The following is a 25,330-nucleotide window of genomic DNA, read 5'->3' as shown; positions in this document are numbered from 1 at the left end:
ATTCGTTCAAATGGGGAGGAGACCCATCATGAAGAGCGCCACCGTCAGCGCATTTGCGCTGAGCACAATGTTATTTTCAGCATCCACGTCATTTGCCCAGGAACTTGCCACCAAGGACAGGATCGGCCTTGCCGATGCGCCAAAATCCCTCGTCGTCCGCCTGACGAACGATAGTCCGAACAATTCGGATCCGGCCATCGCCGAGGGCTATCAGAAGCTCTTCGTCGATTTCATCAAGAAGCATCCCGACTGGAAATTGCAGATGCAGTTCATGTCGTCGGATATCGGCACGGAACAGGCCAAGATGCTGGAGCAGGCCAAGGCCGGCAACGCGCCCGACTGCGCCGCGGTCGACTCCTTCGTGCTCTCGCAGTTCATGGTCAATCACGTGCTGGCGGACTTCACGCCGTATTTTTCGAAGGAGGAAGTGGACGACCTCTTCCCCTTCATCCGCAGCGGCATCACCGATAAGGACCAGACGGTCCGCGCATGGTGGTGGGATACCGATCTTCGTGTGCTCTACCGCAACAAGTCGATTGTATCAGATGCGCCGCAGACCTGGGACGACCTGAAAAAGGCTGCGCTCGCCTCCACCAAGGAAGGCATGGAAGGCGTTCTGTTCAACGGCGGACGCTGGGAAGGTACGACCTTTGACTGGCTGGCGAACTATTGGGCGCTGGGCGGCAAGCTCGTCGACGATAGCGGCAAGCCTGTGTTCGGCGAAGGCGAGAACAAGGAGAAATTCCTGAAGGCGCTGAATTATTTCAAGGATCTCGTCGATTCCGGCGCCGCGCCCAAACGCGTCACCACGATCGCGAATTATGACGACATGAATGCTGCGGCGGCAGCGGGAACGACGGCACTCTTCATCGGCGGCAACTGGCAATATGCGCAGCTGAAGACGACGCTTGAAGAAGACGAGTTCAAGAATTGGACCTTCTCACCGATCCCCGGCCCCGCGGCCGATCAACTCTCGACCGGCACGGGCGGCTGGACGATCGCCTCCTTCAGCAAGGACAAGGACAAGATCGAGATGTGCGCAAACCTTGCACGCGAGGTCTATATGGGGCCGGCAAATGCGCTACAGCAGCAGCTGCCGACCAGAAAGTCGCTCTTCGACAAGTATGAGGTCTTCTCCACCGAAGCCAACAAGACCTTCGCCAAGGCTCTGGTCGACGGCCAGGCGCGCCCCGGCGTACCGATCTATCCCGAGATCTCCAACCAGATCCAGATCATGATGGGCGACGTGCTCTCGGGGACCAAGACACCGGAAGACGCTTTGAATGCCGCCTTCAACGCCGCATTGGAGGCCTACAAGCGGCTGTAGTGCCGGGCGTCCGTGACGCTTCCAATCGCGACGGCGCCTGCCCTCAGGCGCCGTCGACATTGCCAACCCGGACAGAGAGGCCCAATGAGCCCCATTGCCATCGAGGCTGACAGCCCGCCTCAAAGCAGAACGTTCATGCGTCGTTTCGCCGGCGCGCCCCTGCCCTGGATCATGCCCGTGATCGTCGTCATCGGCATCTTCTACCTCTATCCCGTCATCGACGTTTTCCGACTCTCCTTCACCAATGCGACGCTGATCGGCGACAATCAGGAATATACGCTCGGGTCGATCACCAATGCGCTGAGCTCACCGCAGCTGCCCGACATTCTCTGGGCAACCCTGATCTTCGTCGGCGGCAGCGTGATCGGCCAGCAGATCCTGGGCCTGGCGGTCGCCGTCACGGTCATTCGCGGCGAAAAGCGCGGCCTGTTCGGCACCACCATCCTGAGGACGACAGCGCTCGTCGCCTGGGTCGTGCCGGGTATTGCCGGCGGCATCATCTGGCAGATGCTCTTTTCCGAAGCGCCTTACGGCGCGCTGAACAGCATATTGCGGCTGATGCATCTGCCTGTTGTCGCCTGGCTTTCCGATCCGGCCATGGCGCCATGGTCGACGCTGATATCGAACATCTGGCGCGGCACGGCCTTTTCGATGGTCGTCATGTATGCGGCACTGAAGGCGATCGATCCCTCGCTCTACGAAGCGGCGGAGGTGGACGGCGCAACCGCATCGCAGCAGTTCTTCTTCGTCACGCTTCCGCAGCTGCGCGCCGCAATCCTCGTCAACATGATCCTCATCACCATCCAGACCGTGAATACTTTCGATGCGATCATCACGCTGACAGGCGGCGGACCGGGGCGCGCGACCGAGGTGATCTCGCTCTACGTCTTCAATATCGTCTTCAGAAACTACGACCTCTCCGGCGGCAGCGTGCTTTCCGTACTTATGTTGATCATCAGCCTCGGACTTGCCTTCGTCTACGCGTCATTCCTGCCGAAGGAGGAAGAGCAATGAGCGGACGGACAGGAACGCGGCTCGGCGATTTCTTCAGCTATCTGTTCATGCTGGCGATGTTCGTATTCTTCGCCGGGCCCCTCACCTATCTCTTGTCGATGGCGATGCGTGACAAGCGCGAGATCTATCGCGGCGTGGCGCGGTATATTCCGAACAATCCCACCATCGACAATTTCATCACCGTCCTGAACAACAGCTATTTTCCGCTCTATCTCTGGAACGGCCTCAAGCTTGCAGCCTTGAGCGGCTTCGGCGTGCTGATCGTGGCATTGCCCGCAGCCTACGCCTTTTCCCGGTTTCAATTCCGCGGCAAAGGCCTGTCGATGATGGCGCTGCTTCTCTTCCAGATGATCTCGCCGCTTGTCATCATGGTGCCACTCTACCGCTACATGAACCGGCTCGGCCTGCTGGATACGCATTTTGCCGTCGTCATGGTCTATATCGCGCTCGGCGTTCCGCTGGCGACATGGCTCTTGAAGAGCACGGTCGACGGCATCCCGCGCAGCCTCGACGAAGCCGCCATGATCGACGGCTGCAACAGGTTTTCGGTGTTCTGGCGCATCATCCTGCCGTTGTCGGCGCCGGGCATCGCCTCGGTCTTCATCATCACGGTGATTGCCGGCTGGTCGCAATTCCTGGTGCCTTTCCTGCTGCTCACGAAAAATGACCTGATGCCGATCGGCGTCGGAATCTTTAACTTCCGCGGCATGCAAACCGACTCGTCCATTCAACTGCTTGCCGCCGCCTGCCTGATCTCGGTCGTTCCGGCGATCGTGGCCTTTCTGTCGCTGCAGCGGCTGATCCTCGGCGCGATGACCAGCGGCGCCGTCAAGGGATGAGGGTCGGTTCGGTCTCCATGCGCGATGAAGGATTTGACCCGATGAACCAGACACTCGGCGCCAGGCTGTCCCCGGATCTGACCGGCGCCAATGTCGAAGATGCCGGCGAGCATAACAGGGCGGTCGTCCTGCGCTGCATCCATCGCCAGGCGCCGATTTCGCGCGCCGAAATCGCCAGGCGGACGGGTTTTACCAAACCGGCGATCGCCCGGATCGTCGATCGCCTGCTGGACGAAGGCCTGATCATGGAAGCCCGCCGGCGACACGGCCTGCGCGGCCAGCCGGCAATCGAACTCGAGATCAATCCGGATGCCTGTTTTGCCATCGGCATCAACATCGATCGCGACCATCTGACGATCTTGGCCGTTGATGCCGTCGGCAATGTCCGTGCCCGCGTGCATCACGAAAAGCGCTTCATCCTGCCGGCGGAATTCCTGCAGCTCACCGCCGATGCGATTTCGCATTTCCAGCGCAGCCGCCTGATCGACGACGCGCGCCTGGCCGGTATCGGTCTCGCCATGCCGGATTGGCTCGGCGAGATTTCGCTCCTCGGCAAGCCCGACACCTATCAGGAATGGACTTCATTCGATGTGCGCGCTGCTTTGGAGAACCTGACGCAGCATCCTGTCTTCATCGAAAACGAAGCCAATGCCGCGGCCCTTGCCGAACTCGATTACGGATTGGGTGCTGAAAGCAGCAGCTTCTTCTACATCGCCATCAATGCCTGCCCGGGCGGAGGCCTGGTGCTTGACGGCAACGGTCATCGCGGCGCCATGGGCCTCAGCGGCGAGATCGGCTGGCTCCCAATTGCCGATGACCGGGACGAGAAGGCACACAAGGTCCAGCTTCTCGGCGAGATATTCTCGCTGTTTTTCCTCTATGATTTTCTTGCCCGGCACGGCGTCGAGGTCAGCGTTCCCCACGATCTGCTGACGCTGGATGCACAGGGCAGGCGCCTGGTTTCACAGTGGCTGAAGGAAATGAGCGCGCATCTGGCCGTCGCCGTCAAGCATATCGGCATGATCGTCGATCCCGATGCCGTCCTTGTCGGCGGCCGGCTGCCGATCCGTATCGTCGACGAGCTGCTTCGGTATGTGCACGAGCATCTCGACGCCGAGGACACCAACCTCCCCTCGCTTCACCGTGCCTCGCTCGGAGAGGATGCTTCGGCCATGGGGGCGGCGGTCATGCCGATGGCGGCGGCCCTGATGCTCGCATCGGCCGATGCTGCTCAACGCACACGTTCGCCACTCAAGAATATGGATCGCCTGAACAATTGAAACGGCCAGCTAGGCCCCAGGGATTTTGGTGAAGATCGGAGAACTTTGGTGAAGATCGGCTTTTACACCTCGACATTCAATGATCGTCCCCTGGAGGAAGTGGTGGAATTCGCCGCGTCGGCCGGTTTCGACGCAATCGAGATCGATGTCGGCGGCCATATCAAGACACCCGATCAGGTGACGGGCGCCGTCGCGCTTGCACGCGGCCGCGGCCTCTTCGTGTCGTCGATCACCTATTTCGGCAACCAGCTCGATGCCGACCCGACAAGACGCCAGGAACTTCGAGCAAAGACCGCCGAATTTGCCAGTGCGATTGGAGAAGCGGACGTTCCGATCTTCGTGATCTTCCCGGGCCGGGACGACACGGCCAGCGACGAAGCCAATTATGATGACTTCGCCGAATTCGCAAACCGGCTGATTGCGCAGACGCAATCGAGCGGCCTCACCTTCGCGATCGAGAACTGGCCGGGTCCGAAGGACAATTTCATCGGCACGACACCGAAAGGGTGGCTGGAGCTTTTTCGGCGGATCGACAATCCCCGCTTCGGCCTGGAATTCGATCCCTCGCACCTCATCCGCATCGGCGTCGATCCCTATCAGGCGATGGAGGCGGTGAAGGACCGCATTGCCATCCTTCATGCCAAGGACACGGCCATCGATCCGGAGATACTGCAGGCTGTCGGCTATCACGGCAAAGGCTGGTGGCAATACAAGCTGCCCGGGCTCGGCCTCATCGATTGGCCGAGGTTCCTGCGCCAGGCGCGTGGCTCCGGCTTCGATGGCACGCTGTCCATAGAACACGAGGATGCCGCCTATGGCTGGCCAGGCAAGGACTTAGCCGCGCGAAAAGAGGGCGAGCGCTTCGGGCTCGATTATTTGAGAAATGTCCTGAACGGACTTTGACGGCAATTTCTGGAGGACTGTTATGGCCCATGTTTCGGTCAACAATGCGCGCAAGGACTACGGTGCGTTCAAAGCCATCAAAGGCGTATCGGTCGACATCGGCGACGGCGAGTTCGTCGTGCTGGTCGGCCCCTCGGGCTGCGGCAAATCCACGCTTCTGCGAATGATCGCAGGTCTCGAGGGCATCACTTCAGGGCAGATTCAGATCGGCAAGCATATCGTCAACGAGCTTGCGCCCAAGGATCGGGATATCGCCATGGTGTTCCAGAATTACGCGCTCTACCCGCACATGACCGTCGCGAAGAACATGGGCTTTTCGTTGCGGCTGAAACGAATGCCAAGGACGGAGATCGAACAGCGGGTCGGCAATGCCGCCAAGATCCTCGGTCTCGAGAGCCTTCTGGAAAGATATCCGAAACAGCTGTCCGGCGGCCAGAGGCAGCGGGTGGCGATGGGGCGGGCAATCGTGCGGGATCCGGCCGTCTTCCTGTTCGACGAGCCTTTGTCGAACCTCGACGCCAAACTCAGGGTGCAGATGCGCTCGGAGATCAAGGAGCTGCATCAACGGCTGCAGACGACGACCATCTATGTCACCCACGATCAGATCGAAGCCATGACCATGGCCGACAAGATCGTCGTCATGAAGGATGGGCTGATCGAGCAGTCAGGCTCTCCGCTGGAATTGTACGATCGTCCGAACAATCTTTTCGTTGCCGGGTTCATCGGCTCCCCGGCGATGAATTTCATCGCGGGCAAGATGACGGAAGACGGGTTTCGAACTGCCGACGGCCTGCTGCTGCCGAGCGAGCGACGTCCGCCCGCAGCCGTGACCTACGGCATTCGTCCCGAGCATATCCAGTTGGACCCCGGCGGGATCGAGGTCACGACGGTGGTCGTCGAGCCTACGGGTTCTGAGACGCTGGTCATCGTCCGGCTGGGAACGCAGACGCTGACCTGCGTCTTCCGGGAACGGATCAGGGCGGCACCCGGCGAGGTGCTGAGGATTGCGCCGATCCACGATGCGGTTCACTTGTTCGCCGCAGACGAACAGCGGATCACGTCAGGCGAAGCCGCGCTGAACTGACCCGGCCGATTGCCCCTCCCCTTCGGCCGGGCTTCGGTCGGGGGCGCGTTTTCCGCGCCCCCGACCCCGAATGCGCTCAAGCTGCGTCGCGATAGGTCCGCGTGTTGGCCTGCGCCCTGCCCAATTCGGTAACCCGGCAGAACGCCGCGATGGTGGAGGAAACCACAGCCGCCGGCCGCACACAGATATTATTCGCCGCGGAATACGATACTGTTCTATCGATCTCGTAGAATCGCCTTGCGCAAGAACGCGCAATGACTGCAGCCAGATATGGGGTGCTTTAGCTGACGACGTTCCTTTTGCCGAGGAGGGCCGCGCGGATCTGTTCGCTTTTGCTCAACAGGGGAGCGGGAACCGGTGCTGCCTGCTCTGGCGCGTCGGCTTTGCCGGTGATCTGTTTGAGACTCAGGAAACGTTTTTGCGCGACCAGCCGGTCTTCGGGCGACAGTGGCTCGACGGGTTCGCCGTCAAGGCCATGGCGCATGGAATCGGGCTGGGCGCTGGCGAAATAGTAGCGCCGGCAGTGGACATAGGCCGCGGTCGCCCGCCGCAGGGTCGTGACGCCGGCATCGGGCTTCAGGAGCGGACGGAACTCGTTGAAAAGACCGACGGCAAAGGGACGGATCGCATCTCCCGACTTGGCCGGAAGGACGCCGACCGGCCGGATCAACAGCATGTTGATCGCGTTTGCCTTCTCCACGTCGAGCTCGGTTGCCGCAATCGGTCCGCGGCTGATCTTCCAGGGCTTGTCCATGCGTCCTCCATGTAACGTCCATAGCGACCGACTGTGATGGTATCTTGACGGACAGGGCGAGTAACGGAAGTCGCACATCGTCGGTTCCACTGCAAGCCGGTGAGGAGCGGTATGGGAGCCCGTGTGGTGAAATGGCGTTTCCGGGGTCGATATCGCCTGGTGTCATCGGCTGCCGTTGCATCTAATCGTTTTTATCGAGAAATATGCATTGACCTGTCACATCGATTACACTTCATATCCGCGCCCAAGATGGAGTGACCGGCCGCGGGGAGGATATATGCGGGTTTTCTCGAGTATTGACGAGCTGCGCCACACGCTCGATGCACTGAAGCGGCAGGGGCGAACCGTCGGCCTCGTTCCGACGATGGGCTATCTCCATGCCGGTCATATGGAGCTCGTCGCGCGTGCGCGCGCTGAGAACGACATCGTCGTCGTCTCGATTTTCGTCAATCCACTGCAGTTCGCCCCGGCGGAAGACCTCAGCAAATATCCGCGCGATCTGGAACGCGATGCCGCCATGCTGAAACAGGCCGGCGTCAATTTCCTCTTTTCGCCTGGCGTCGAGGACATGTATCCCCGCCCGATGCTGACTGTCGTCGACGTTCCCGATCTCGGCTGCGAACTCGAGGGGGCGGTACGCCCCGGGCATTTTGCCGGCGTCGCCACTGTCGTCTGCAAGCTTTTCAACATCGTGCAGCCGCAGACCGCCTATTTCGGAGAGAAGGATTACCAGCAAGTCGTCATCATCAAGCGCATGGTGGACGATCTGGCCGTGCCGGTGCGGGTAATATCGGTGCCGACGGTCAGGGACGCCGACGGCCTCGCCTTGTCGTCGCGCAACGTCTATCTCAGCGCAGCGGAGCGGCGTGCCGCCGTAATCGTTCCTCAGACCCTCGACGAGGCGGAGCGTCTGGTCGCCGGCGGCCTTACCGATCCGGGGAAGCTCGAGGCCAAGCTCACGGCGTTTCTCAATCGCGAGCCTCTGGCAAAGCCGGAGGTCGTCGCCGTCAGGGATGCCTCGACACTGCAGCCGGTCACGTCGATTGCGGAACCCGTCGTCATCGCACTCTTCGTTCGGGTCGGCTCGACACGGCTTCTCGACAACAGGGTTATCGGTGACAACAGGATTGCCGGGGGCAACAGGGTCGCCGGGGGCAACCGCATTATCGGCGGGCGGAGCTTGCCGGGAAAGGGAGTGGCCAGATGAGCGCCGCCGGAATTCAGAAGCGCCTTACGCCAGCCCGAATCTTGGCGATGAAGGGCGGCAAGCCGATCGTCTGCCTGACCGCCTATACGACGCCGATGGCGCGGCTGCTCGATGAGCATTGCGATCTCCTGCTGGTCGGGGATTCACTCGGCATGGTGCTCTACGGCATGGAGACCACCATCGGCGTCACGCTCGACATGATGATCGCGCACGGCAAGGCGGTGATGCGCGGCGTCGGCAAGGCCTGCGTCGTCGTCGACATGCCGTTCGGCAGTTATCAGGAATCGAAGGAGGTCGCCTTCCGCAATGCCGTCCGAATCCTGCAGGAAACCGGCTGCGATGCCGTCAAGCTGGAGGGCGGCGAGGAGATGGCTGAGACCATCGCCTTTCTGACGAAGCGAGGGGTCCCGGTCATGGGGCATATCGGTCTGATGCCGCAGCAGGTCCAGACCGCAGGTGGCTATCGTTCCGTCGGCCATTCCGAACACGAGACGTCGAAGATCCGGCGCGACGCACACGCCATCGGCGGCTCGGGCGCCTTTGCCGTCGTCATCGAGGGCACGGTGGAGCCGCTCGCCCGCGAGGTAACGGCCGCCATGCACATACCGAGCATCGGTATCGGCGCCTCTTCGGCCTGCGACGGCCAGGTTCTGGTCTCCGACGACATTCTCGGGCTCTTCAACGATTTCACCCCGCGTTTCGTCAAGCGCTACGACGAACTGGGCAAGAGGATCGCGGCGGCCGCCGCTGCTTATGCGGACGAGGTCCGGTCGCGACAGTTTCCGGCAGCCGAGCATACATTCAAGCGGCGGCCCTGAAGCGAGCCGCCCGGCCCATCACCGGACGATAGACTGTTGGCGCATCGTCTCGGCCGACCGGCGGACCGCCTCGGAAACCTGCAGCAGCTGTTTGGCCATCGGTGTCGAATTGCGCCAGACCATGCCGATCGTGCGCGACGGCTGCGGAGACGGGAATCGGGAAATCGACACACGCGCCGAGCGTGTTTCCACCGGAACGGCCATCTCCGGAATCAAGGTGATGCCGATGCCGGCGCTGACCATCTGCACCAGAGTGGAGAGCGAACTGCCTTCCATGACTTCGCGGGGCCGAGCCGGCCCTATCTTGCAGAAAGACAGGGCCTGATCGCGGAAACAGTGGCCTTCCTCGAGCAGCAGCAACCGCATTTCGCGCAGCGCCTCGCGTTCCGGCACCGGTTTGCCCTCGTCCTCATGTCGCCTGACCAGCACGAACTCTTCCTTGAAGAGCTCGAGTTCCGTGAGGGAGGGTTCCGACACCGGCAGCGCAACGATCGCCATATCCAGCTGACCCTGTGCCAGTTCCTGAACCAGCTTCGCCGTCTGCGTCTCGCGCACCTCGATCTGGATGCCGGCGAAGGTCCTGTTCAGGTCGTTGATGATGACAGGCAGCAGATAAGGTGCGATCGTCGGTATGATGCCGATGCGCAGGCGCGTCAGGAAGGAATTGCGCGAGGCGCGCGCCAGCTCCCCCAGTTCGTCCACAGCGCGTAGGATATCGCGGACCCTTAGCGCGAAGGTCTGGCCGAACGGAGTGAGCTTCACCTCGCGCGCACTGCGCTCGAAGAGCTCGTTGCCCAACTCTTGCTCAAGTTCTTTGATCTGCATTGAGAGCGCAGGCTGGGAGATGGCACAGGCGTCGGCAGCACGTCGGAAGCGGCCATCCCTTGCCAGGGCTTCAAAATAACGCAGCTGTTTCAGGGTAAGATTCTTCATAAGCTCAGCTTATCGCAACGATCAGTAAATCCAACTTAAAATTATTAAACGCTTCCGATATGAAGACTGCAGGGGAGAGAGCGGGCGCCGGCTCGGCTCATCTTTTTCGACGGGCAGACAAATCAAGCAATGAAGGAGACGATTATGGACAACCCCACTGACAGCGCAGGCAAATGTCCTGTTGCACATACGCATAAGGCTCCGACTGCCAGGACGAATCGTGACTGGTGGCCGAACCAGCTGAATGTTCAGATTCTTCATCACAATTCCGGCCGCGCCGATCCGTTGGGCCAGGCCTTCGATTATGCCGAAGAGTTCAAGAAGCTCGATCTCGACGGCCTGAAGAAGGATCTTCAAGCACTGATGACGGATTCGCAGGACTGGTGGCCGGCTGATTTCGGTCACTACGGCGGTCTTTTCATCCGCATGGCCTGGCACAGCGCGGGCACCTACCGCATCACCGACGGCCGCGGTGGCGCCGGCCAGGGCCAGCAGCGTTTCGCGCCGCTCAACAGCTGGCCTGATAATGCCAACCTCGACAAGGCCCGCCGCCTGCTCTGGCCGATCAAGCAGAAATACGGCAACCGCATCTCCTGGGCCGACCTTCTGATCCTCACCGGCAACGTCGCGCTCGAATCCATGGGCTTCAAGACCTTCGGTTTCGCCGGCGGCCGCGCCGACGTCTGGGAGCCGGAAGAACTCTACTGGGGTCCTGAAGGCACCTGGCTCGGCGACGAACGCTACAGTGGCGAGCGCGAGCTGGCCGAACCGCTCGGCGCCGTGCAGATGGGCCTCATCTATGTCAACCCCGAAGGCCCGGGCGGCAATTCCGATCCGCTGTCTTCCGCCCGCGACATCCGCGAAACCTTTGCCCGCATGGCGATGAACGACGAAGAGACCGTGGCGCTGATCGCCGGCGGCCACACCTTCGGCAAGACGCATGGCGCCGGCGACCCGTCCCTGATCGGCCCCGAGCCGGAAGGCGGCGCGATCGAGGATCAGGGCCTCGGCTGGAAGAGCTCGTTCGGCACCGGTGTCGGCAAGGATGCCATCACCGCCGGCCTCGAGGTCACCTGGTCGCAGACGCCAACCAAGTGGAGTAACTACTTCTTCGAAAACCTCTTCGCCTTCGAATGGGAACTGACGACGAGCCCGGCCGGCGCGAAGCAGTGGCAGGCCAAGAACGCCGAAGCCTCCATTCCGGATGCCTACGACGCCTCGAAGAGGCACCTGCCGACCATGCTGACGAGCGATCTGGCACTGCGTTTCGATCCGGCCTACGAGAAGATCTCGCGCCGCTTCCTCGAGAATCCAGACCAGTTTGCCGACGCTTTCGCCCGCGCCTGGTTCAAGCTGACCCATCGCGACATGGGACCGAAGGTACGCTATCTCGGCCCGGAAGTTCCGGCCGAAGACCTGATCTGGCAGGATGTGATCCCGGCCGTCGACCATCCGCTCGTCGACGACAAGGACATTGCCGACCTCAAGGAAAAGGTTCTCGCCACCGGCCTCACCGTGCAGGAACTGGTCTCGACCGCCTGGGCGTCAGCCTCGACCTTCCGCGGCTCCGACAAGCGCGGCGGCGCCAATGGCGCGCGCATCCGCCTTGCCCCGCAGAAGGACTGGGACGCCAACCAGCCGGCGCAGCTCGCCAAGGTGCTCGGCGTTCTCGAAGGCATCCAGAAGGACTTCAACGCCGCCCAGACCGGGGCTAAGAAGATCTCGCTCGCCGACCTGATCGTTCTCGCCGGTGCAGCAGGTGTCGAGAAGGCGGCAGCGGCCGGCGGCAACGCCGTCAGCGTGCCCTTCACGCCGGGCCGCATGGATGCCTCCGAAGCCCAGACCGACGCGCATTCCTTCGCAGCGCTCGAGCCGCGTATCGACGGCTTCCGCAACTACGTGAACGACAAGCGCCATCAGTTCATGAAGCCGGAAGAAGCACTCGTCGACCGCGCCCAGCTCCTGACGCTGACCGGACCTGAGATGACCGTCCTCGTCGGCGGTCTGCGCGTCCTGAAGGCAGGCAGCCCCGAGCACGGCGTCTTCACCTCGCGTCCCGAGACGCTGACGAACGACTTCTTCGTCAACCTGCTCGACATGGGCACGCAGTGGGTTCCCCTCGCCGGCAAGGAAGGCGTCTATGAAGGCCGCGACCGCAAGACCGGCGCTGCCAAGTGGACCGGCACCCGCGTCGACCTGATCTTCGGCTCGCACTCGCAGCTTCGCGCCTTCGCCGAAGTCTACGGCCAGGCCGACGCCAAGGGGAAGTTCGTCGGGGACTTCGTCGCCGCTTGGACCAAGGTCATGAATGCCGACCGCTTCGACCTCGTCTGATCGGTAGCATTTTGCCCGGGCGCAGTTTCGGCTGCGCCCAGGCATTTCTTTTTTGGGTCGGTTTGCGCTTCCACTGCAGCCCTTCTTCTCCCTCATCTCTGTGCTCGGGCTCGACCCGAGTGATGTCACGGAGATCCACTGCGCCCAAGTCCTTAGGCGCGCGAGACGTCCTTGCTTTGATTGGAGTCATTCACCGCGCAGACGCGGGGTGGCGCCACATGTGCGTTTTAGCGAGGCAGAATGCCGAAAGGCGAGAGTGACAGCAGATCGGGATCGGTCGTGGCCGTCGCCGTCGCTACCTGGGCATAGCTCATGCTGTAACCGTAGGTGAGGACGCGGTTACCGTCGATCATGAAGAATTGCGCCTCATCCAGGCCGGGCTGCAGGGCACCCGTCACGGTGACGGTCTCGTACATTCTTGTAAGGTGCAAAGGCGCTTGCGGAACGACCCGAACCAGTTGGTTGGGCGGAGGGGAAGGCATGTGGCTGCAGGCTCCGGCCCAAGGCACCAGCATGAATTCGTAGACAAGATCGCCATCCTGGTCGATCGGCAGAACGAAGCCCGTCAATTCGATCGGATGTTCCTCGCCGTGCCAGGCGAGTGTTTCGCCCTGCGGACCGCTCACCGGCTTACCCGACAGCGGCACCGTCGCCTTGGGCTGATCGGCCGGCCGTAAAGCGCTCCAGAAGATAGGCTGCGCAGCAGCGAAGGCGTCAGAAATCGGCCATGCGGAACAAAATGCGAGCGCCGCGAACGTCAGGAGGAAAGGCCTGTGTTTCATCATTGCATCTCCACCGCCGGCCGCTTTGACCACCTTGCCGCTGCCGCGTGGATGCTACTCCCGATCCCGCTTAGCCGTCAAAGCTTCGGGCGCGGATTACTCAGGCTTTGCAAGGAATAAGGAGAGGGCGTGCCGTGGCCACCCTCCGCCGTTTCGTCGCACTGCGATGCCAATTGTTTTGGGGAAACTGGTGCGTCGGGCCGATCTCACAGCTGTGGGGGAGATGACCGGCAGGCCATGAGGCCTTACTTCTCCGGCATCATCGAGGAGTGGTGCGAGGTGATCAGCCAGTTCCCGTCCTTGAACTCATAGGTATAGGTGTAGCGGGCGGGAACCTTCGAGCCGTCCTTCATGGTGAAGGTGTAGGTGCCGAGGTCGACGGCCCAGTTGCAACCGATCTTGATGTCGCGACTGTCGACATGGCCCTTGGGCTCATTCGCCAGGAAGTGTTCGAAATAATCGATCCGTTCGGCCGGGGTCAGGCGAGGTTTGTTCGACAGCGTCGCGAGAAGCACGGAATCTTCGCTGTAGTTCTTAGCGACCTCCTGAGGGCTCAGCGTCGCAAGCGAGGTATTCCAGCGATCGAAGAGCTTGGCGATTTCCGCCTCGCTTGTCGGCGCACAGGCTGCGGTTTCGGCAGCCGCCGCGGCCGACTGGACCTGAACGAAACCGAGAACGAGAGCGGCAGCAATGATGGTACGCATTTTGACTTTCCTATGTGGCGGCTCCGGCGGACATCGCATCGGTCGACCGCATGACCAGCAATTTAAGTATCCTGTGCTGCCGCCTCATCTGCCGGATGGCTTCGATCCGATCTGCCGAACGGCATAGATGACATTCCCGCCGGAATGACTATCGTGCCGGCGTCATTCATCTTCGGAGCAGTCCTGTTGGGCATGGAGCACGATACAAGTCCGACGCATTCGCCAAACGTTGCGGAACTGCGAGCCCTTTACCGGGCCGCGGAAGCGCGGGCGGCGCGTCTGCGTTTCATCATCGAAGTGCAGAACCTGCTCGATGCCGCGGCATTCGAAACGGCTGCCCGGGACGTTCTGTCCCGGCTTGCCGACTTCGCGGGAGGATCGCTCGCCAGGCTCGTGTTCCCCTCATTGCAGGGAGAGGCGCCCGTGCAGCTGACGGTGGGCAAGTCGACGAGCCCGGAAAGCGACACCATCCTGTTTGCCTCGCAGGACGGCTCCGATCTCTGTTTGACGATTGTCGGCTCGTCGAAGGCGCGCGCCATCGATGCCGATGACCGGCAGACATTGGAGGTGGCGGCCGGGCAGCTCGCCGACGCCTACAATCTCAATCGGCAGGCAGCGGAAAATCAGGCGCTTCTCGGCGATCTCCAGCGGCAGCGAAGTGAACTCGCCGCCCTCGTCGCCCAACTGATCCAGGCGCAGGAACAGGAGCGGCAGCGGGTGGCGCTCGATCTTCACGACGGCTCGGCGCAGCTGGCCACCGGCCTCAGCTACCGCCTGCAGGACCTTGCGGCCCGCATCGGCGAAGCGCATGCCCTGAAGCCGGAGATCGACCAGCTCGCTGCATTGGCGCGCCATTCCGTTGCCGATCTGAGGGCTGCTATCGCCGATCTTCGCCCGCCCGAACTCGATGATCTCGGTGTCGCCGCGGCGCTGCGCACGCGTCTCGATGCGATCGACGGTCTCGAAGTGATCGCCGACCTCGATGCCGCCTCCGACCGCTGGCCGACATCGACCGGGATCATCTTCTACCGCGTCGCGCAGGAAGCGATCACCAATGTGATCAAGCACGCCGAGGCGAGCCGCTTGGTCGTGCGTCTCTTCGAGGACGATAAGGGCGAAGCGCATCTCGAAGTGATCGACGATGGCAAAGGCATCGGCGCGTTGCGCCATCCCCAGATGCGGGGCGGGCGGCTCGGCATCGTCGGCATGCGTGAACGGCTGGCGCTGCTCGGCGGCCGGATCGAGATCGGAGCCGGGTCTTCGGGCGGCACGCATGTCCACGCCGCTGCCCCCCTTGCGCAGGGGACGCCATCAGCATGACGGCATCGATCCTTGTCGCCGACGATCACGACATCGCCCGCGCCGGCCTTATCGCCATGATCGGCGGCCAGGATGATTTCCATGTCGCCTGGGATGTACGCGACGGCGTCGAAGCGGTGGAAGCAGCAGCTCAGCACAAGCCGGATCTGGCACTCCTCGACATCCGCATGCCGCGTATGGACGGCCTTGCCGCGACGAGGGAGATCCGGCGCGTGTCGCCCGGCACACGCGTCATGATCATCACGATGCATGACAGCCTCGACTACCTGGAAGCGGCGATCGAAGCCGGCGCCACAGGTTACCTGCTCAAGGATGCCAGCCGGGAAGACATTCTCCGCACGATCCGGTGTGTCCTTCAGGGGGACGCCTTCTTCGACGGTCCGCTCGTCGCCAAGCTGCTGCGCCGCGCCGCCACCAAGCCGCAGACCAACAGCAGCGCTTTGGAGACGCTGACGATCCGGGAGCGCGAAGTCCTGGCGAAAGTGGCCGAGGGCCTGACCAACAAGGAAATCGCCAGGGCGCTGAAGATCTCGCCCGGCACCGTGAAGATCCACGTCGAGCGCATCATCGGCAAGCTGGATGCCGGGGACCGGACGCAGGCCGCGGTCATGGCCGTGCGCGGCGGGCTCGTCGCAACATCCCGGGAAGAGCAGCCATGACCGCTACGCGCCGGCGGGCGTTGCGTTTCGCCGACCTTCCGCTCAGAGCAAAGGGCATCGTCATCATCACGGTGCCGCTGGCGCTGCTGCTGGCGGCGCTGGCCTCGGTCTTCGTGGCCGACCGGCAAAGCCGGATTGCCGAGGATCAGGTGCGGGTGACGCTGGAGATCCAATCGGGCATTCAGGAGATCCACGCCTCGATCGCCGAAGCCGCCACCGCGATGCGCGGTTATCTGCTGACCGGCAGAAGTGATTTTCTCGATCCTTTCGACCGCGCCGAGGATAGGCTGCCCGTCGTGCTCGACGAGGTCGGCGGCCGATTGCGGGATGGGGAGCAAAAGATGCGCCTCGACCGCATCCGCGCCCTGGTCGACGCGAAAGTCGACCGTCTCCAACTCCTGAAACAGGCCGATACCCTGCGCGCCGGCGGACGCGAGGACCTTGCGGCCAAGCTCATCGAGGGCAAGCAGGTCCTCGATGAGCTGAGACAGGAGATCGACGCGATGAGCCGGCGGGAGGCGGATCTGCTTCACTCGAGAACCGAGGCCGCGGACCGGGTTCGCACTCTGTCGCGAAGCCTGATGATCGCCGCCGGCTTTCTTGGTTTTGCCGGCGCGCTCGTCGCCGTCTTCCTGTTTTCGGCAAGCATCGTGCGCCGTGTGCATGCGCTGAAAGCCGAGGCGCATCGGCTGTCGCAAGGCGAGGTCGTGACGGTGGCGGACCCCTTCCGCGATGAACTGGGGAGCCTCGGACAGGCGCTCGAAGATGCGAGCGTCCTTCTGAAAAGACGCGAGGCCGATCTGACCGAGAGCGAGGAGCGCTTCCGGCAACTGGTCGAAGGCGTCAGCGACTACGGCATCTTCGGGCTCGATACGACAGGGCGGGTGGTGAGCTGGAATGCCGGCGCCGAGCGGATCACCGGTTATGGCGCCGAGGAGATCGTCGGTCAGCATTTTTCCCGCTTCTATCCCACCGAAACCAGAGATAGTTTTCCGGCAGAAGAGCTTGCCAAAGCGACCCGTCATGGGCGCACCGAAGCGGAAGGCTGGCGCGTGCGCAAGGACGGGTCACAATTCTGGTCGCACGTCGTCGTGACCGCACTCCATGACGAGGCGGGCCGGTTGCGTGGCTTTTCCAAGATCACGCGTGACATTACCGAGCGCAAGCAAATCGAAGAGGCCCTGCTTGCCGCCCGCGAGGATGCGATCCGCGCGAGCAATGCCAAGAGCGAATTCCTGTCGCGCATGAGCCACGAGCTGCGCACGCCGCTGAACTCCGTGCTCGGTTTCGCGCAGCTTCTGGAAATGGACGTCACCGATACCGAGTCCAAAGAGAGCGTCGCGCAGATCTTGAGGGCCGGCCGACATTTGCTCAGCCTGATCGACGAGGTTCTCGACATGGCGAGGATCGAGGCCGGGCGCATGGATCTCGCGGTCGAAGCACAGTCCGTCGCCGAGGTGATCGACGAAGCCGTGTCGCTTGCAAGACCGCTCTGCGGCAAGCAGCAGATCACGATCGAGGTCGTCGAGCCGGCCGAGCCGGATCTTTCGGTGCTCGCCGACCGACGGCGGCTGCTGCAGGTGTTCCTCAACCTTCTCTCCAATGCGGTGAAATACAATCGTCCCCAGGGAAGCGTAACCGTCAGCCACCGCGCGATGGATGGCGGCTATATCCGCATCGAGGTCAGCGATACCGGCCCCGGCATTCCGGCCGAACGGGTCTCCCGGCTGTTCACCCCGTTCGATCGGCTGGGAGCCGAACGGATCAGCCAGGAGGGAACCGGTCTCGGACTGGCGCTGTCGAAACATCTGACGGATGCCATGGGCGGAACGCTCGGCTTCAGCAACCGGGAAGGCGGCGCCACGTTCCATATCGATCTGCCGCGCGTGCCGGCGTCGGTAGAGGCAAGGCAGGCTGCGATGCGAAGCCCACCTTAATGGCATCGCCTTTGATTTGGCCGCGCCGCTTGATATCAGTTCGGCATCGCTTCAACGAAATATTGGGTCCATGACAGATTCCACCGATATCGTGCGAGGATCGACGATCCTGATCGTCGACGACGAGCCCGCCAATGTCTCGCTGCTGGAGCGCATCCTCAAGCGCGAAGGCTTTACCGCGCTGATCAGCACCACCGAACCGCGCGAGGCCTTGCGGCTTTTCCGCGAACATCCTGTCGATCTCGTTCTTCTCGATCTGATGATGCCCGATCTCGACGGCTTCGCCCTGCTGGAGACCTTTGCGAGGCTCATTCCCGAAAACAGCTATCTGCCGATCCTGGTGCTCACTGCGGATGCGACCCTGCCGACGCGCAGACGGGCGCTTTCGCTCGGTGCGAAGGATTTTCTGACGAAGCCCTTCGATGCGATCGAGGCGGTGCTGCGCATCTTCAACCTTCTCGAAACACGTATCCTGACACTGGAACTCGCCAAACACGGACTGGCGACGCCGAAATCGGAGCGTCCGCGGATTGATTGATCGGAATCGATTGATGGTGCCAGTTATCTTGGCGTATGGGCGTCAGGCCATTGGCGAATGTTGACCCAGCAGCGCAGCGGAAATCGGCAGCAATGAAACGGCTGAACCAGGCGCGTGGCGCCAATGACGGGGCCGGCCGCAAGCCGGCCCCCTAGAATTCAGAACATCGTGTTCTTGTTGGCAGCCTCGCTCGGAACCGCCTGGATCACGTCCCAGTGCTCGACGATCTTGCTGTCCTTGACGCGGAAAATATCGACGATGGCCTGGCCGCGGTCGTCGGCGCCGTTCGTCGCATGCACATGCAGCCAGACGAGATCGCCATCGGCGGCGCTGCGGACGATCTCCGCCTTCGATTGGGCATTGTCCTTGAAGAAGCCGGAGAAGAAGGAAATCAAAGGTTTCTTGCCGTCGGGAACCTGCGGATTGTGCTGCCGGTAGTCGTCGGCGACGACCGAGGCGGCTTCCAGATCGTGCTTGTTGAAGAAGCGGTCGTAGAACTCCACCACCAGCTTCCGGTTGGCTTCCTCGACCTTCAAATCCCGCGAGGCCGATTCAGCAAAAGCGCCGGCCGGCGCGGCGACGCCCGCCAGAATGACGAGTGCGAAAAGCAATTTCCCGAGTGTCATGTATCAAGCTCCTTGGTATGGATCGGCGATCTGGTCTAGAAAGCAGACTATGAGAACTGGTCTATGAAACCTCGACATGTCGAGCAAGGAGGCAGGTTTTGGTGGCAAGGTCAGCCGATAGTGACCGAGGAGGCAGCATGCCCAGGGAAACGGACGAGCCGAAACAGCGGCCTGGGGCGGGATGCCCGATCAGAGGCGTGCTCGATCGTATCGGCGATCAATGGAGCCTGCTCACCCTCGAGGCGTTGGAAGACGAGAAGAAGCGTTTCAACCAGCTGCTGCGTGAGATCGGGGACATCTCGAAACAGATGCTCTCCAAGACGTTGAGGCATCTGGAGCAGGACGGCTTCATCAGGCGCACCGTCTATCCGGAGGTGCCGCCGCGCGTGGAATATGAGCTGACGGAGCTGGGGCAATCCTTTCTCATCCCCATGAAAGCCCTGATCGGATGGGCTGAGCAGAACCGCACGGCAATCAAGAGCGCGCGGCAGCGATACGAAACCCCTTAGCGGGGAAATCCTGTCAGGCGAGCAGAACCTTTCCGCCGGTCCGGAACGGAAGGGCGGATTGCAGCGCCTGGCCGACCTTTTCCAGAGGAAACACCTCCCGCACCTCGGTCGCGATGACCTTCGAGGCGATCTGCGCAGCGATCTCGGAATAGGCGCGCTGGACCTCGCTCATCGCTTCGGAATGGACCCATTCCCGCAGATGACAATAGGAAAAGACGATATCGGGATGGGAGGCCCAGAAGGAAGCTGGGATGCTCTGGCCCGAAAGCAGGCCGTAATGCACGAAATGCCCGCCCGGCCTCAGCGCATCGGCGAGGAGGGAGGCGCGCGCGCCGCCGACGCAATCGAGCACCGCGTCGAGCCCGTGTCGACCGGTGAGACCGGCAGCGAGGTCGCTGTCCGCCCTGTCGACGATGACCGTCTCGAGGCGGCCGCGCAGGCGCGAGAGCGAGGCTTCGCTGCGAACGATTGCCACCGGCTCCACGCCCGCGGCATTGGCGAGCCCGATCAATACCGATCCGATCGAAGAGGCGGCGGCATTGATGGCGATGCGCATGCCGGATCTCAGCCCGATCTTATTGTGCAGCATCAGCCAGGCCGTCATCGGGTTGACGTAGCTGGTCGCCGCCTCGAAGTCGGTGAGCTCATCCGGAACGCGAAGGCACCAGCCGGAATCGGTATCCTTGAACTCCTGCCATCCGCCGGCGCTGCGAACCGGCAGCACGCGTGTTCCCGGTGAAAGCCCATGAACCTCCTCGCCGCACTGTTCGACCACCCCGAACGCCTCGAAGCCCGGAATGAAGGGCAAGGTCGTGCGCCCGGCATAAGCGCCTGAGATGGTGATGATATCGGAGGGATTGATCGACCGCGCCAGCAGGCGCACCCGGACCTGGTCGCGCCGCAGCGGCGCCAGTGCTACCCGCTCGAGCTCAACGACCTCCTGAGCCGGCCCGAATTTTCGCACGACCGCCTGATATTGCATTGCATCCCCCACACACTCCCGGTTAGATCACGCCTTCGAATTTGGGTGATCGAATGAGTGTTGACGACAGGCCTTTAGCATCCTTCCGGGTCTCGATGCGAGACATCGACATTTATGGCCATGTCCACAACTCCGTCTATCTCGATTATTGCGAGGATGCGGTCGTCGAGTTCCTGCGGCACCGGCAAATTCTCAGCCATTTCCGCCATACCTCCTCCGGCGTTGCCTATCACGTGAAGAAGGCGGAGATCACCTTCCACAACCCGATCGACGTCGATGACGTCGTCGAAGCGAAGGTCAGCATCGAGAAAATCGGGCGATCGAGCCTCTCATTTGCAATCGAACTCTTTCGCCAGCGCGACGGCGCCCATTGCGCATCGGCTTGCCTCGTCTGGGTATGCGTCAGTCTTTCCGACAGCCGCCCGACACCAATACCGGACGCGACCAAAACCGCTTTGTCTCTGGGTTAGTCGCCGATCAATCAAGCCCAGTGGGTATTTATGCCGATCCATGCGCAGCTTCTTCGACATGTAACGGAGACACCGGACAAGCCGGCGCTGGTGATTGACGGGCATTCCCTGAGCTACGGCGAGCTTTATTCCCGCGCCAAGGCAATCTATCGGTTTCTCCAGAAGCTCCCCCGCTCGAACCGCCGCATGCTCGATCTACCCGGTGTGGACAAGCTTGCCGCTCTCAGCCTCGGCAACCATATCGGCTTTGCCGAATATTTTGCAGCTGCTACCGCCTTCCCGACTGCTTGCGCGGTGATCGATCCGATGATGCCGCCGGAAAGGATCGAACGCATTGTCGAGCGCCTGGCGCCGGACGTGCTTGTTGTCGACGATGCTGCAGGCCCAAGCGCCGAAATCGGCCGCAGGTTCGGCATACCGGTGATCACGGCCAGTGCGGAGCCCTTCGACCTCGCCGCGACGGGAGACGACCTGCCTGTCGATACCGACGGAATCTTCCTGATCGGTTTTACCTCGGGCACCACCGCCGAGCCGAAAGCCTATTATCGCTCACGCGAGCAGTGGCGCCGAAGCCTCGACCGGGGGCGCGTCGTTTTCCAACTGGAAGACGCACCCTCCACCATGTGCCCGGGAGCCCTCGCGCATGGGCTGGCGCTTTACGCCCTGGTCGAAGCCTTGGATGCCGGGGCGACCTTCCATTCGGTCAGGAAATGGGAACCCGGCACGGTCGCGCGTATTCTCTCTTCCGCGCAGATAGAACGGATGGTTGCCGTGCCGACGCATATAGCGGGCATCGCTCGGGCCTGGTCGACGGAGCCCGCTTTGACATCGCTGCGCGACGTGCTGACCGCCGGCGCAAAACTCGATGTGAACGGCGTCGACTCCATGCGCCGCCTCTTTCCGAAGGCGCGCATTCGCGAATATTACGGCGCCTCCGAGATCGGCTTCATGACGGTCTCGACCCTCGTTGGCGGCGCAGTCGATTTTCCGATCGACCGGGTTGGACAAGCCTATCCCGGCGTCGAAATCTCCATTCGTGATCCGAATGAAAACGACGTCGGGAGCGACGTGCCGGGCACCATTTTCGTCAGAAGCGACCTGATCGCCGATGGCTATCTCTGGGGCGACGACGGTCAGGCGTTCCGGGTCACGGAAGCCGGAGCGACGGTCGGAGATCTCGGCGAACTCGATGCAAACGGCATGTTGCGGGTGATCGGCCGGGCGGGCGGCATGATGATATCAGGCGGCAACAACGTTTATCCTGCCGAAGTCGAGAGCGCGTTGAAAGCCTGCCCAGGGGTCGAAGATGCCGTTGTCTTCGCGCTACCGGACGCCTATCTGGGTCAGCGGATCATTGCTGTCGTCTCGGGAGAGATGAAGGACGCGAAAATCCTGGCCGATCATTGCGCGCGAGAGCTCGCCAGGTACAAGATCCCCAAGCAATTCTACCATATCGGAACCTGGCCGATGACGAGCAGCGGCAAGATCTCGAGGGGGCAAGTGGAGACATCAGTGGTTTCTGGAGGCGATCTTGTCTTACGCCTATCAGCCTGACGATGATTGGCAGCCGGTCGTGGTTGCCGCTTACCGCACCCCGATCGGCCGGGCTTTCGGATCGCTTGCGACCGTCGCGGCGGAAGACCTGCTTGCGCCGATCATCCGTCGCATTGTTGCCGAAACGGGAATTGCGCCCGAAACCATAGACGACGTGCTGGTCGGCAATGCCGCAGGCGGCGGCGGAAACATCGCGCGGCTGGCAGCCCTCACCGCCGGCCTGCCCATGGTGGTTCCGGGTATGACGATCGACCGGCAATGCGGCTCGGGCCTGGAAGCGATCATCATGGCAGCCCGGCTGATCCAGGCGAAAGCGGGCTCGTGTTTTCTGGCCGGCGGCGTGGAGAGCGTCAGCACCGCGCCATGGCGCGTCGAAAGACCAAAGGCGAATGGGGCGCTGCCGCGCTTTTACGGCCGCGCCCGGTTTTCGCCTGAAACGATCGGCGACCCGGAAATGGGAATTGCCGCCGAAAACGTCGCACGTCAGTTCGGCATATCGCGCCAGCGACAGGATGAATTCGCCCTGCGCAGCCACCGGCTCGCCGTGCAGGCGGCCGAGGCGGGCATCTTTCGACCCGAGATCGTTGAAATTTCCACCAGCCACGGCCTGATAGAACGGGACGAGTGCCCCCGCGCCGCGACATCTCCTGAGGCGCTTGCAAACCTCCGGCCAGTCTTCCTGCCGGATGGTTCGGTGACGGCAGGCAATGCCTGTCCGCTGAACGACGGCGCCTGCCTGGTGCTTGTGATGAGCCGCGGAATGGCAAGAAGCATGGGCATCGACGAGGGCCTGGCCTTCATCGACAGTGCCGCTGCCGGTGTGGATCCCAATCTGCTCGGCATCGGGCCGGTCGCCTCGACCAGGAAACTCATGCAGCGTCAGCCCGGGCTCTTGCTCGCGGGCATCGATGCCATCGAATTCAACGAGGCCTTCGCGGCCCAGGTTCTGGCGTCGCTGGATCAGCTCGAAATCCCGGCCGACGCGGTCAACAGGAGCGGCGGCGCCATTGCCTTGGGCCATCCATTCGGGGCCTCCGGCGCCGTCCTCGTGACCCGTCTATACAGCCAGATGATCCGCGACACCGGGGGAACCTTGATGACAGGCGCGACCGGGCTTGCGATGATCGGTATTGGCGGCGGCATCGGACTGACTGCCATGTTTGAGGCTGTCGAGCTTTCCTGAACCCAAGGGGCAACAGCGTCCGGCGCGAGACCATACGACGGTATTGCCTGCCCTCACCCTTGAACCAATCGACTACAGCCCGGCTCGTATCATAGCCTCCATCTGCTCGGGAACGACATGTCTGTCGATGGAGCGGATGAGGAGCAAAAGCATGTCGGATTCAGATACGAATATCCTCGCCGGTGAAGCTTACTTTTCTCACACGCGACCGGAAGCGATCTCCCTCAATGCAAATCCTGCGGATGCGATACTCGGCATCGTCCACGACTTGGGTAACCTGATCCAGGTCGCCACCTCCGCGCTGAACATGATGTCGCGCAGTCCCGACATCGAGATGGGCTCGACCCTGGTGCCGGTCTTCGCCAGTGCCAGGATCTCGCTTCAGCGGGCGGGAACGCTCGTTCAGCAGACGATGCGCCTTGCGAGTGACGGCAATGCCGCGGCCGAGCCAATCGACATCCGGGCTTGCCTGATGGAAATCGAAGCCCTGGCGAGAGCCACCTGGGACCGTGATATCGCGTTCGAGATATATGCGAGCGAGACACTTCCCATGCTCAGATGCAGCCGCGTGGGGTTGCAAAGCGCCATCATGAACCTGCTGCTCAACGCGCGCGACGCCATGCCGGATGGCGGTGTGATTTCGATCGCAGCCGCCGCCATCGACGGCGAAGGCGAAGGCGCCGGGATTGAATTGCGGATTTCGGACAACGGTCTCGGGATGACAGAAGATGTGCTGCACCGGGCGACCGATCCTTTCTTCACGACGAAAGCATCGGGGCTTGGAGGCTTCGGCCTGCCGATGGTCAAACGCTTCGCCCAGGAAGCACGGGGAAATCTCCATCTGGAAAGCGAGCCAGGCCGAGGCACGGTCGTGACGCTGCGATTGCCCGTCGAACGCTGATCCATCACTTTATTCCGGCAGATCCCGGCGAGCTGGAAAGAAACCAGTCAAATAGCCGGACGAAGTCTTTCGCCCGGCTCATTCGTCGTTCAGCTGCTATCAGGCGGCGGCGCGTTTGTGATCCGCCGGATGCTGAAGCCGGAAGCCGATCGCCAGCCTATTCCAGGCATTGATCATCGCGACGCCGATCGAAAGCGCCAGAAACTCGTCATCCGAGAAGTTGGCGTGCGCCTCTTCATAAATATCATCCGGCGCATGGCTTTTGGTGATCTCGGTGAGAGCCTCGGCCCAGACGAGCGCGGCCCGCTCCCGAGTGGTGAAGAGCTGCGACTCCCGCCAGGCGTTCAGAAGCAGCAGCCGGTCGTCCGTTTCGCCGAGCTTCAGCGCGTCTTGGCGGTGCATATGCAGGCAGTGAGCGCATCCGTTCATTTGGGACACGCGCACTTTGACGAGCTCGAGCAACTTCGGATCGAAGCTCTTGGCAATCCAGGCTTCAACCGCCACGAGACCATCGATGCCGCTATTTCTATAAGCCATGAAGTTCAGACGCTTGATCATTCTTGTCTCCATCGTGAGAGGATTGATGGTGCAAGCCAAGGTTTGCAGGCCAGTGAATACGCCTTGCCCTCCAGGTCGGCTAGCTGCCCCGACGGTAAGTTCGGCCGATGCCTG

Annotated in this window: 25 protein-coding genes; 18 read left to right on the top strand and 7 right to left on the bottom strand. The window is 62.0% G+C overall.

Annotation, left to right across the window (positions count from 1 at the left end; all coding sequences use genetic code 11):
* Window positions 1-28: 28 nt before the first annotated feature.
* From FHX10_RS30810 to FHX10_RS30785, 6 genes are all read left to right on the top strand, one after another.
* Complete coding sequence (locus tag FHX10_RS30810; protein ID WP_047616940.1) at window positions 29-1,327, top strand: extracellular solute-binding protein; 1,299 nt, start codon at window positions 29-31, stop codon at window positions 1,325-1,327.
* A gap of 84 nt (window positions 1,328-1,411) precedes the next feature.
* Window positions 1,412-2,341 carry a carbohydrate ABC transporter permease gene (locus tag FHX10_RS30805; protein WP_047616681.1) on the top strand — a complete coding sequence of 310 codons (930 nt, stop codon included), beginning with the start codon at window positions 1,412-1,414 and terminating at the stop codon, window positions 2,339-2,341.
* Window positions 2,338-3,180, top strand: coding sequence for a carbohydrate ABC transporter permease (locus tag FHX10_RS30800; protein ID WP_063474038.1), 843 nt, complete (start codon window positions 2,338-2,340; stop codon window positions 3,178-3,180). Before FHX10_RS30805 ends, FHX10_RS30800 begins: the two co-directional genes overlap by 4 nt.
* A 41-nt stretch (window positions 3,181-3,221) precedes the next feature.
* Entirely contained in the window at window positions 3,222-4,460 is a 1,239-nt protein-coding gene (locus tag FHX10_RS30795) for an ROK family transcriptional regulator (protein WP_047616977.1), read from the top strand.
* Window positions 4,461-4,508: 48 nt separating this feature from the next.
* A complete protein-coding gene (locus tag FHX10_RS30790) occupies window positions 4,509-5,363 on the top strand; it encodes a sugar phosphate isomerase/epimerase family protein (protein WP_047616677.1) in 855 nt (284 codons plus the stop codon).
* A gap of 22 nt (window positions 5,364-5,385) precedes the next feature.
* The gene (locus tag FHX10_RS30785; RefSeq protein ID WP_063474037.1) at window positions 5,386-6,447 is read left to right on the top strand and encodes an ABC transporter ATP-binding protein; all 1,062 of its coding nucleotides are present in this window, start codon (window positions 5,386-5,388) and stop codon (window positions 6,445-6,447) included.
* A 280-nt stretch (window positions 6,448-6,727) separates the two neighbouring features.
* Here FHX10_RS30785 and FHX10_RS30780 read toward each other — a convergent pair whose 3' ends face one another.
* Window positions 6,728-7,201, bottom strand: coding sequence for a ProQ/FINO family protein (locus tag FHX10_RS30780; protein ID WP_063474036.1), 474 nt, complete (start codon window positions 7,199-7,201; stop codon window positions 6,728-6,730).
* Between the two features lie 277 nt (window positions 7,202-7,478).
* Between FHX10_RS30780 and panC the strand changes: the two genes are divergently transcribed.
* Together panC and panB are read left to right on the top strand one after the other, a co-directional pair.
* Entirely contained in the window at window positions 7,479-8,408 is a 930-nt protein-coding gene (panC, locus tag FHX10_RS30775; RefSeq protein ID WP_063474035.1) for a pantoate--beta-alanine ligase, read from the top strand.
* Window positions 8,405-9,226 (top strand): 3-methyl-2-oxobutanoate hydroxymethyltransferase, encoded by an 822-nt coding sequence (gene panB / locus FHX10_RS30770; protein WP_047616670.1) that lies wholly within the window; start codon window positions 8,405-8,407, stop codon window positions 9,224-9,226. Before panC ends, panB begins: the two co-directional genes overlap by 4 nt.
* 18 nt (window positions 9,227-9,244) lie before the next feature.
* On the opposite strand, the gene FHX10_RS30765 is transcribed toward panB, so the two are convergent.
* Window positions 9,245-10,159 carry a hydrogen peroxide-inducible genes activator gene (locus FHX10_RS30765; protein ID WP_063474034.1) on the bottom strand — a complete coding sequence of 305 codons (915 nt, stop codon included), beginning with the start codon at window positions 10,157-10,159 and terminating at the stop codon, window positions 9,245-9,247.
* Between the two features lie 144 nt (window positions 10,160-10,303).
* Between FHX10_RS30765 and katG the strand changes: the two genes are divergently transcribed.
* Entirely contained in the window at window positions 10,304-12,493 is a 2,190-nt protein-coding gene (gene katG, locus FHX10_RS30760) for a catalase/peroxidase HPI (protein WP_063474033.1), read from the top strand.
* 227 nt (window positions 12,494-12,720) lie between these two features.
* On the opposite strand, the gene FHX10_RS30755 is transcribed toward katG, so the two are convergent.
* Window positions 12,721-13,278 carry a DUF3299 domain-containing protein gene (locus FHX10_RS30755; protein WP_063474032.1) on the bottom strand — a complete coding sequence of 186 codons (558 nt, stop codon included), beginning with the start codon at window positions 13,276-13,278 and terminating at the stop codon, window positions 12,721-12,723.
* A gap of 242 nt (window positions 13,279-13,520) precedes the next feature.
* Window positions 13,521-13,979, bottom strand: coding sequence for an SgcJ/EcaC family oxidoreductase (locus FHX10_RS30750; RefSeq protein WP_184390662.1), 459 nt, complete (start codon window positions 13,977-13,979; stop codon window positions 13,521-13,523).
* A gap of 192 nt (window positions 13,980-14,171) precedes the next feature.
* On the opposite strand from FHX10_RS30750, the gene FHX10_RS30745 reads away from it, so the two are divergent.
* The 4 genes from FHX10_RS30745 to FHX10_RS30730 all read left to right on the top strand — a co-directional run bounded on the left by FHX10_RS30745 (window position 14,172) and on the right by FHX10_RS30730 (window position 18,433).
* Window positions 14,172-15,299, top strand: a complete 1,128-nt coding sequence (locus tag FHX10_RS30745; RefSeq protein WP_063474030.1) for a sensor histidine kinase — start codon at window positions 14,172-14,174, stop codon at window positions 15,297-15,299.
* Window positions 15,296-15,958: a response regulator gene (locus tag FHX10_RS30740; protein ID WP_063474029.1), complete on the top strand. Its 663-nt coding sequence runs from the start codon at window positions 15,296-15,298 to the stop codon at window positions 15,956-15,958. The genes FHX10_RS30745 and FHX10_RS30740 overlap by 4 nt, the downstream gene beginning before the upstream one ends.
* Window positions 15,955-17,895, top strand: a complete 1,941-nt coding sequence (locus tag FHX10_RS30735) for an ATP-binding protein (RefSeq protein WP_063474028.1) — start codon at window positions 15,955-15,957, stop codon at window positions 17,893-17,895. Before FHX10_RS30740 ends, FHX10_RS30735 begins: the two co-directional genes overlap by 4 nt.
* A gap of 70 nt (window positions 17,896-17,965) precedes the next feature.
* Window positions 17,966-18,433: a response regulator gene (locus FHX10_RS30730; protein WP_047616656.1), complete on the top strand. Its 468-nt coding sequence runs from the start codon at window positions 17,966-17,968 to the stop codon at window positions 18,431-18,433.
* A 158-nt stretch (window positions 18,434-18,591) separates the two neighbouring features.
* Here FHX10_RS30730 and FHX10_RS30725 read toward each other — a convergent pair whose 3' ends face one another.
* Window positions 18,592-19,059 carry a nuclear transport factor 2 family protein gene (locus FHX10_RS30725; protein ID WP_063474027.1) on the bottom strand — a complete coding sequence of 156 codons (468 nt, stop codon included), beginning with the start codon at window positions 19,057-19,059 and terminating at the stop codon, window positions 18,592-18,594.
* Window positions 19,060-19,196: 137 nt separating this feature from the next.
* Between FHX10_RS30725 and FHX10_RS30720 the strand changes: the two genes are divergently transcribed.
* Entirely contained in the window at window positions 19,197-19,568 is a 372-nt protein-coding gene (locus FHX10_RS30720) for a winged helix-turn-helix transcriptional regulator (RefSeq protein WP_063474026.1), read from the top strand.
* 13 nt (window positions 19,569-19,581) lie between these two features.
* Here FHX10_RS30720 and FHX10_RS30715 read toward each other — a convergent pair whose 3' ends face one another.
* A complete protein-coding gene (locus FHX10_RS30715; RefSeq protein WP_063474025.1) occupies window positions 19,582-20,550 on the bottom strand; it encodes a zinc-dependent alcohol dehydrogenase family protein in 969 nt (322 codons plus the stop codon).
* Window positions 20,551-20,603: 53 nt separating this feature from the next.
* Between FHX10_RS30715 and FHX10_RS30710 the strand changes: the two genes are divergently transcribed.
* Genes FHX10_RS30710 through FHX10_RS30695 form a run of 4 tightly spaced genes read left to right on the top strand, consistent with a single transcriptional unit; the run spans window position 20,604 to window position 24,658 of the window.
* Window positions 20,604-21,020 (top strand): acyl-CoA thioesterase, encoded by a 417-nt coding sequence (locus tag FHX10_RS30710; protein WP_047616650.1) that lies wholly within the window; start codon window positions 20,604-20,606, stop codon window positions 21,018-21,020.
* Between the two features lie 30 nt (window positions 21,021-21,050).
* On the top strand, window positions 21,051-22,574 hold the full coding sequence (locus FHX10_RS30705) for a class I adenylate-forming enzyme family protein (RefSeq protein ID WP_063474024.1): 1,524 nt from the start codon (window positions 21,051-21,053) through the stop codon (window positions 22,572-22,574).
* Window positions 22,552-23,757 (top strand): thiolase family protein, encoded by a 1,206-nt coding sequence (locus FHX10_RS30700; RefSeq protein WP_063474023.1) that lies wholly within the window; start codon window positions 22,552-22,554, stop codon window positions 23,755-23,757. Before FHX10_RS30705 ends, FHX10_RS30700 begins: the two co-directional genes overlap by 23 nt.
* Window positions 23,735-24,658, top strand: a complete 924-nt coding sequence (locus FHX10_RS30695; RefSeq protein WP_245294545.1) for a sensor histidine kinase — start codon at window positions 23,735-23,737, stop codon at window positions 24,656-24,658. The genes FHX10_RS30700 and FHX10_RS30695 overlap by 23 nt, the downstream gene beginning before the upstream one ends.
* Before the next feature lie 99 nt (window positions 24,659-24,757).
* Here the strand turns inward: FHX10_RS30695 and FHX10_RS30690 are convergent, their stop codons facing one another.
* A complete protein-coding gene (locus FHX10_RS30690; protein WP_047616642.1) occupies window positions 24,758-25,216 on the bottom strand; it encodes a carboxymuconolactone decarboxylase family protein in 459 nt (152 codons plus the stop codon).
* Window positions 25,217-25,330 lie beyond the last annotated feature (114 nt).

This window comes from Rhizobium sp. BK591, assembly GCF_014195045.1.
Lineage (GTDB): Bacteria > Pseudomonadota > Alphaproteobacteria > Rhizobiales > Rhizobiaceae > Rhizobium > Rhizobium anhuiense.
The sequence above is the reverse complement of the archived record's forward strand: the minus strand, read 5'-3'. Positions and strand labels throughout refer to the sequence as shown.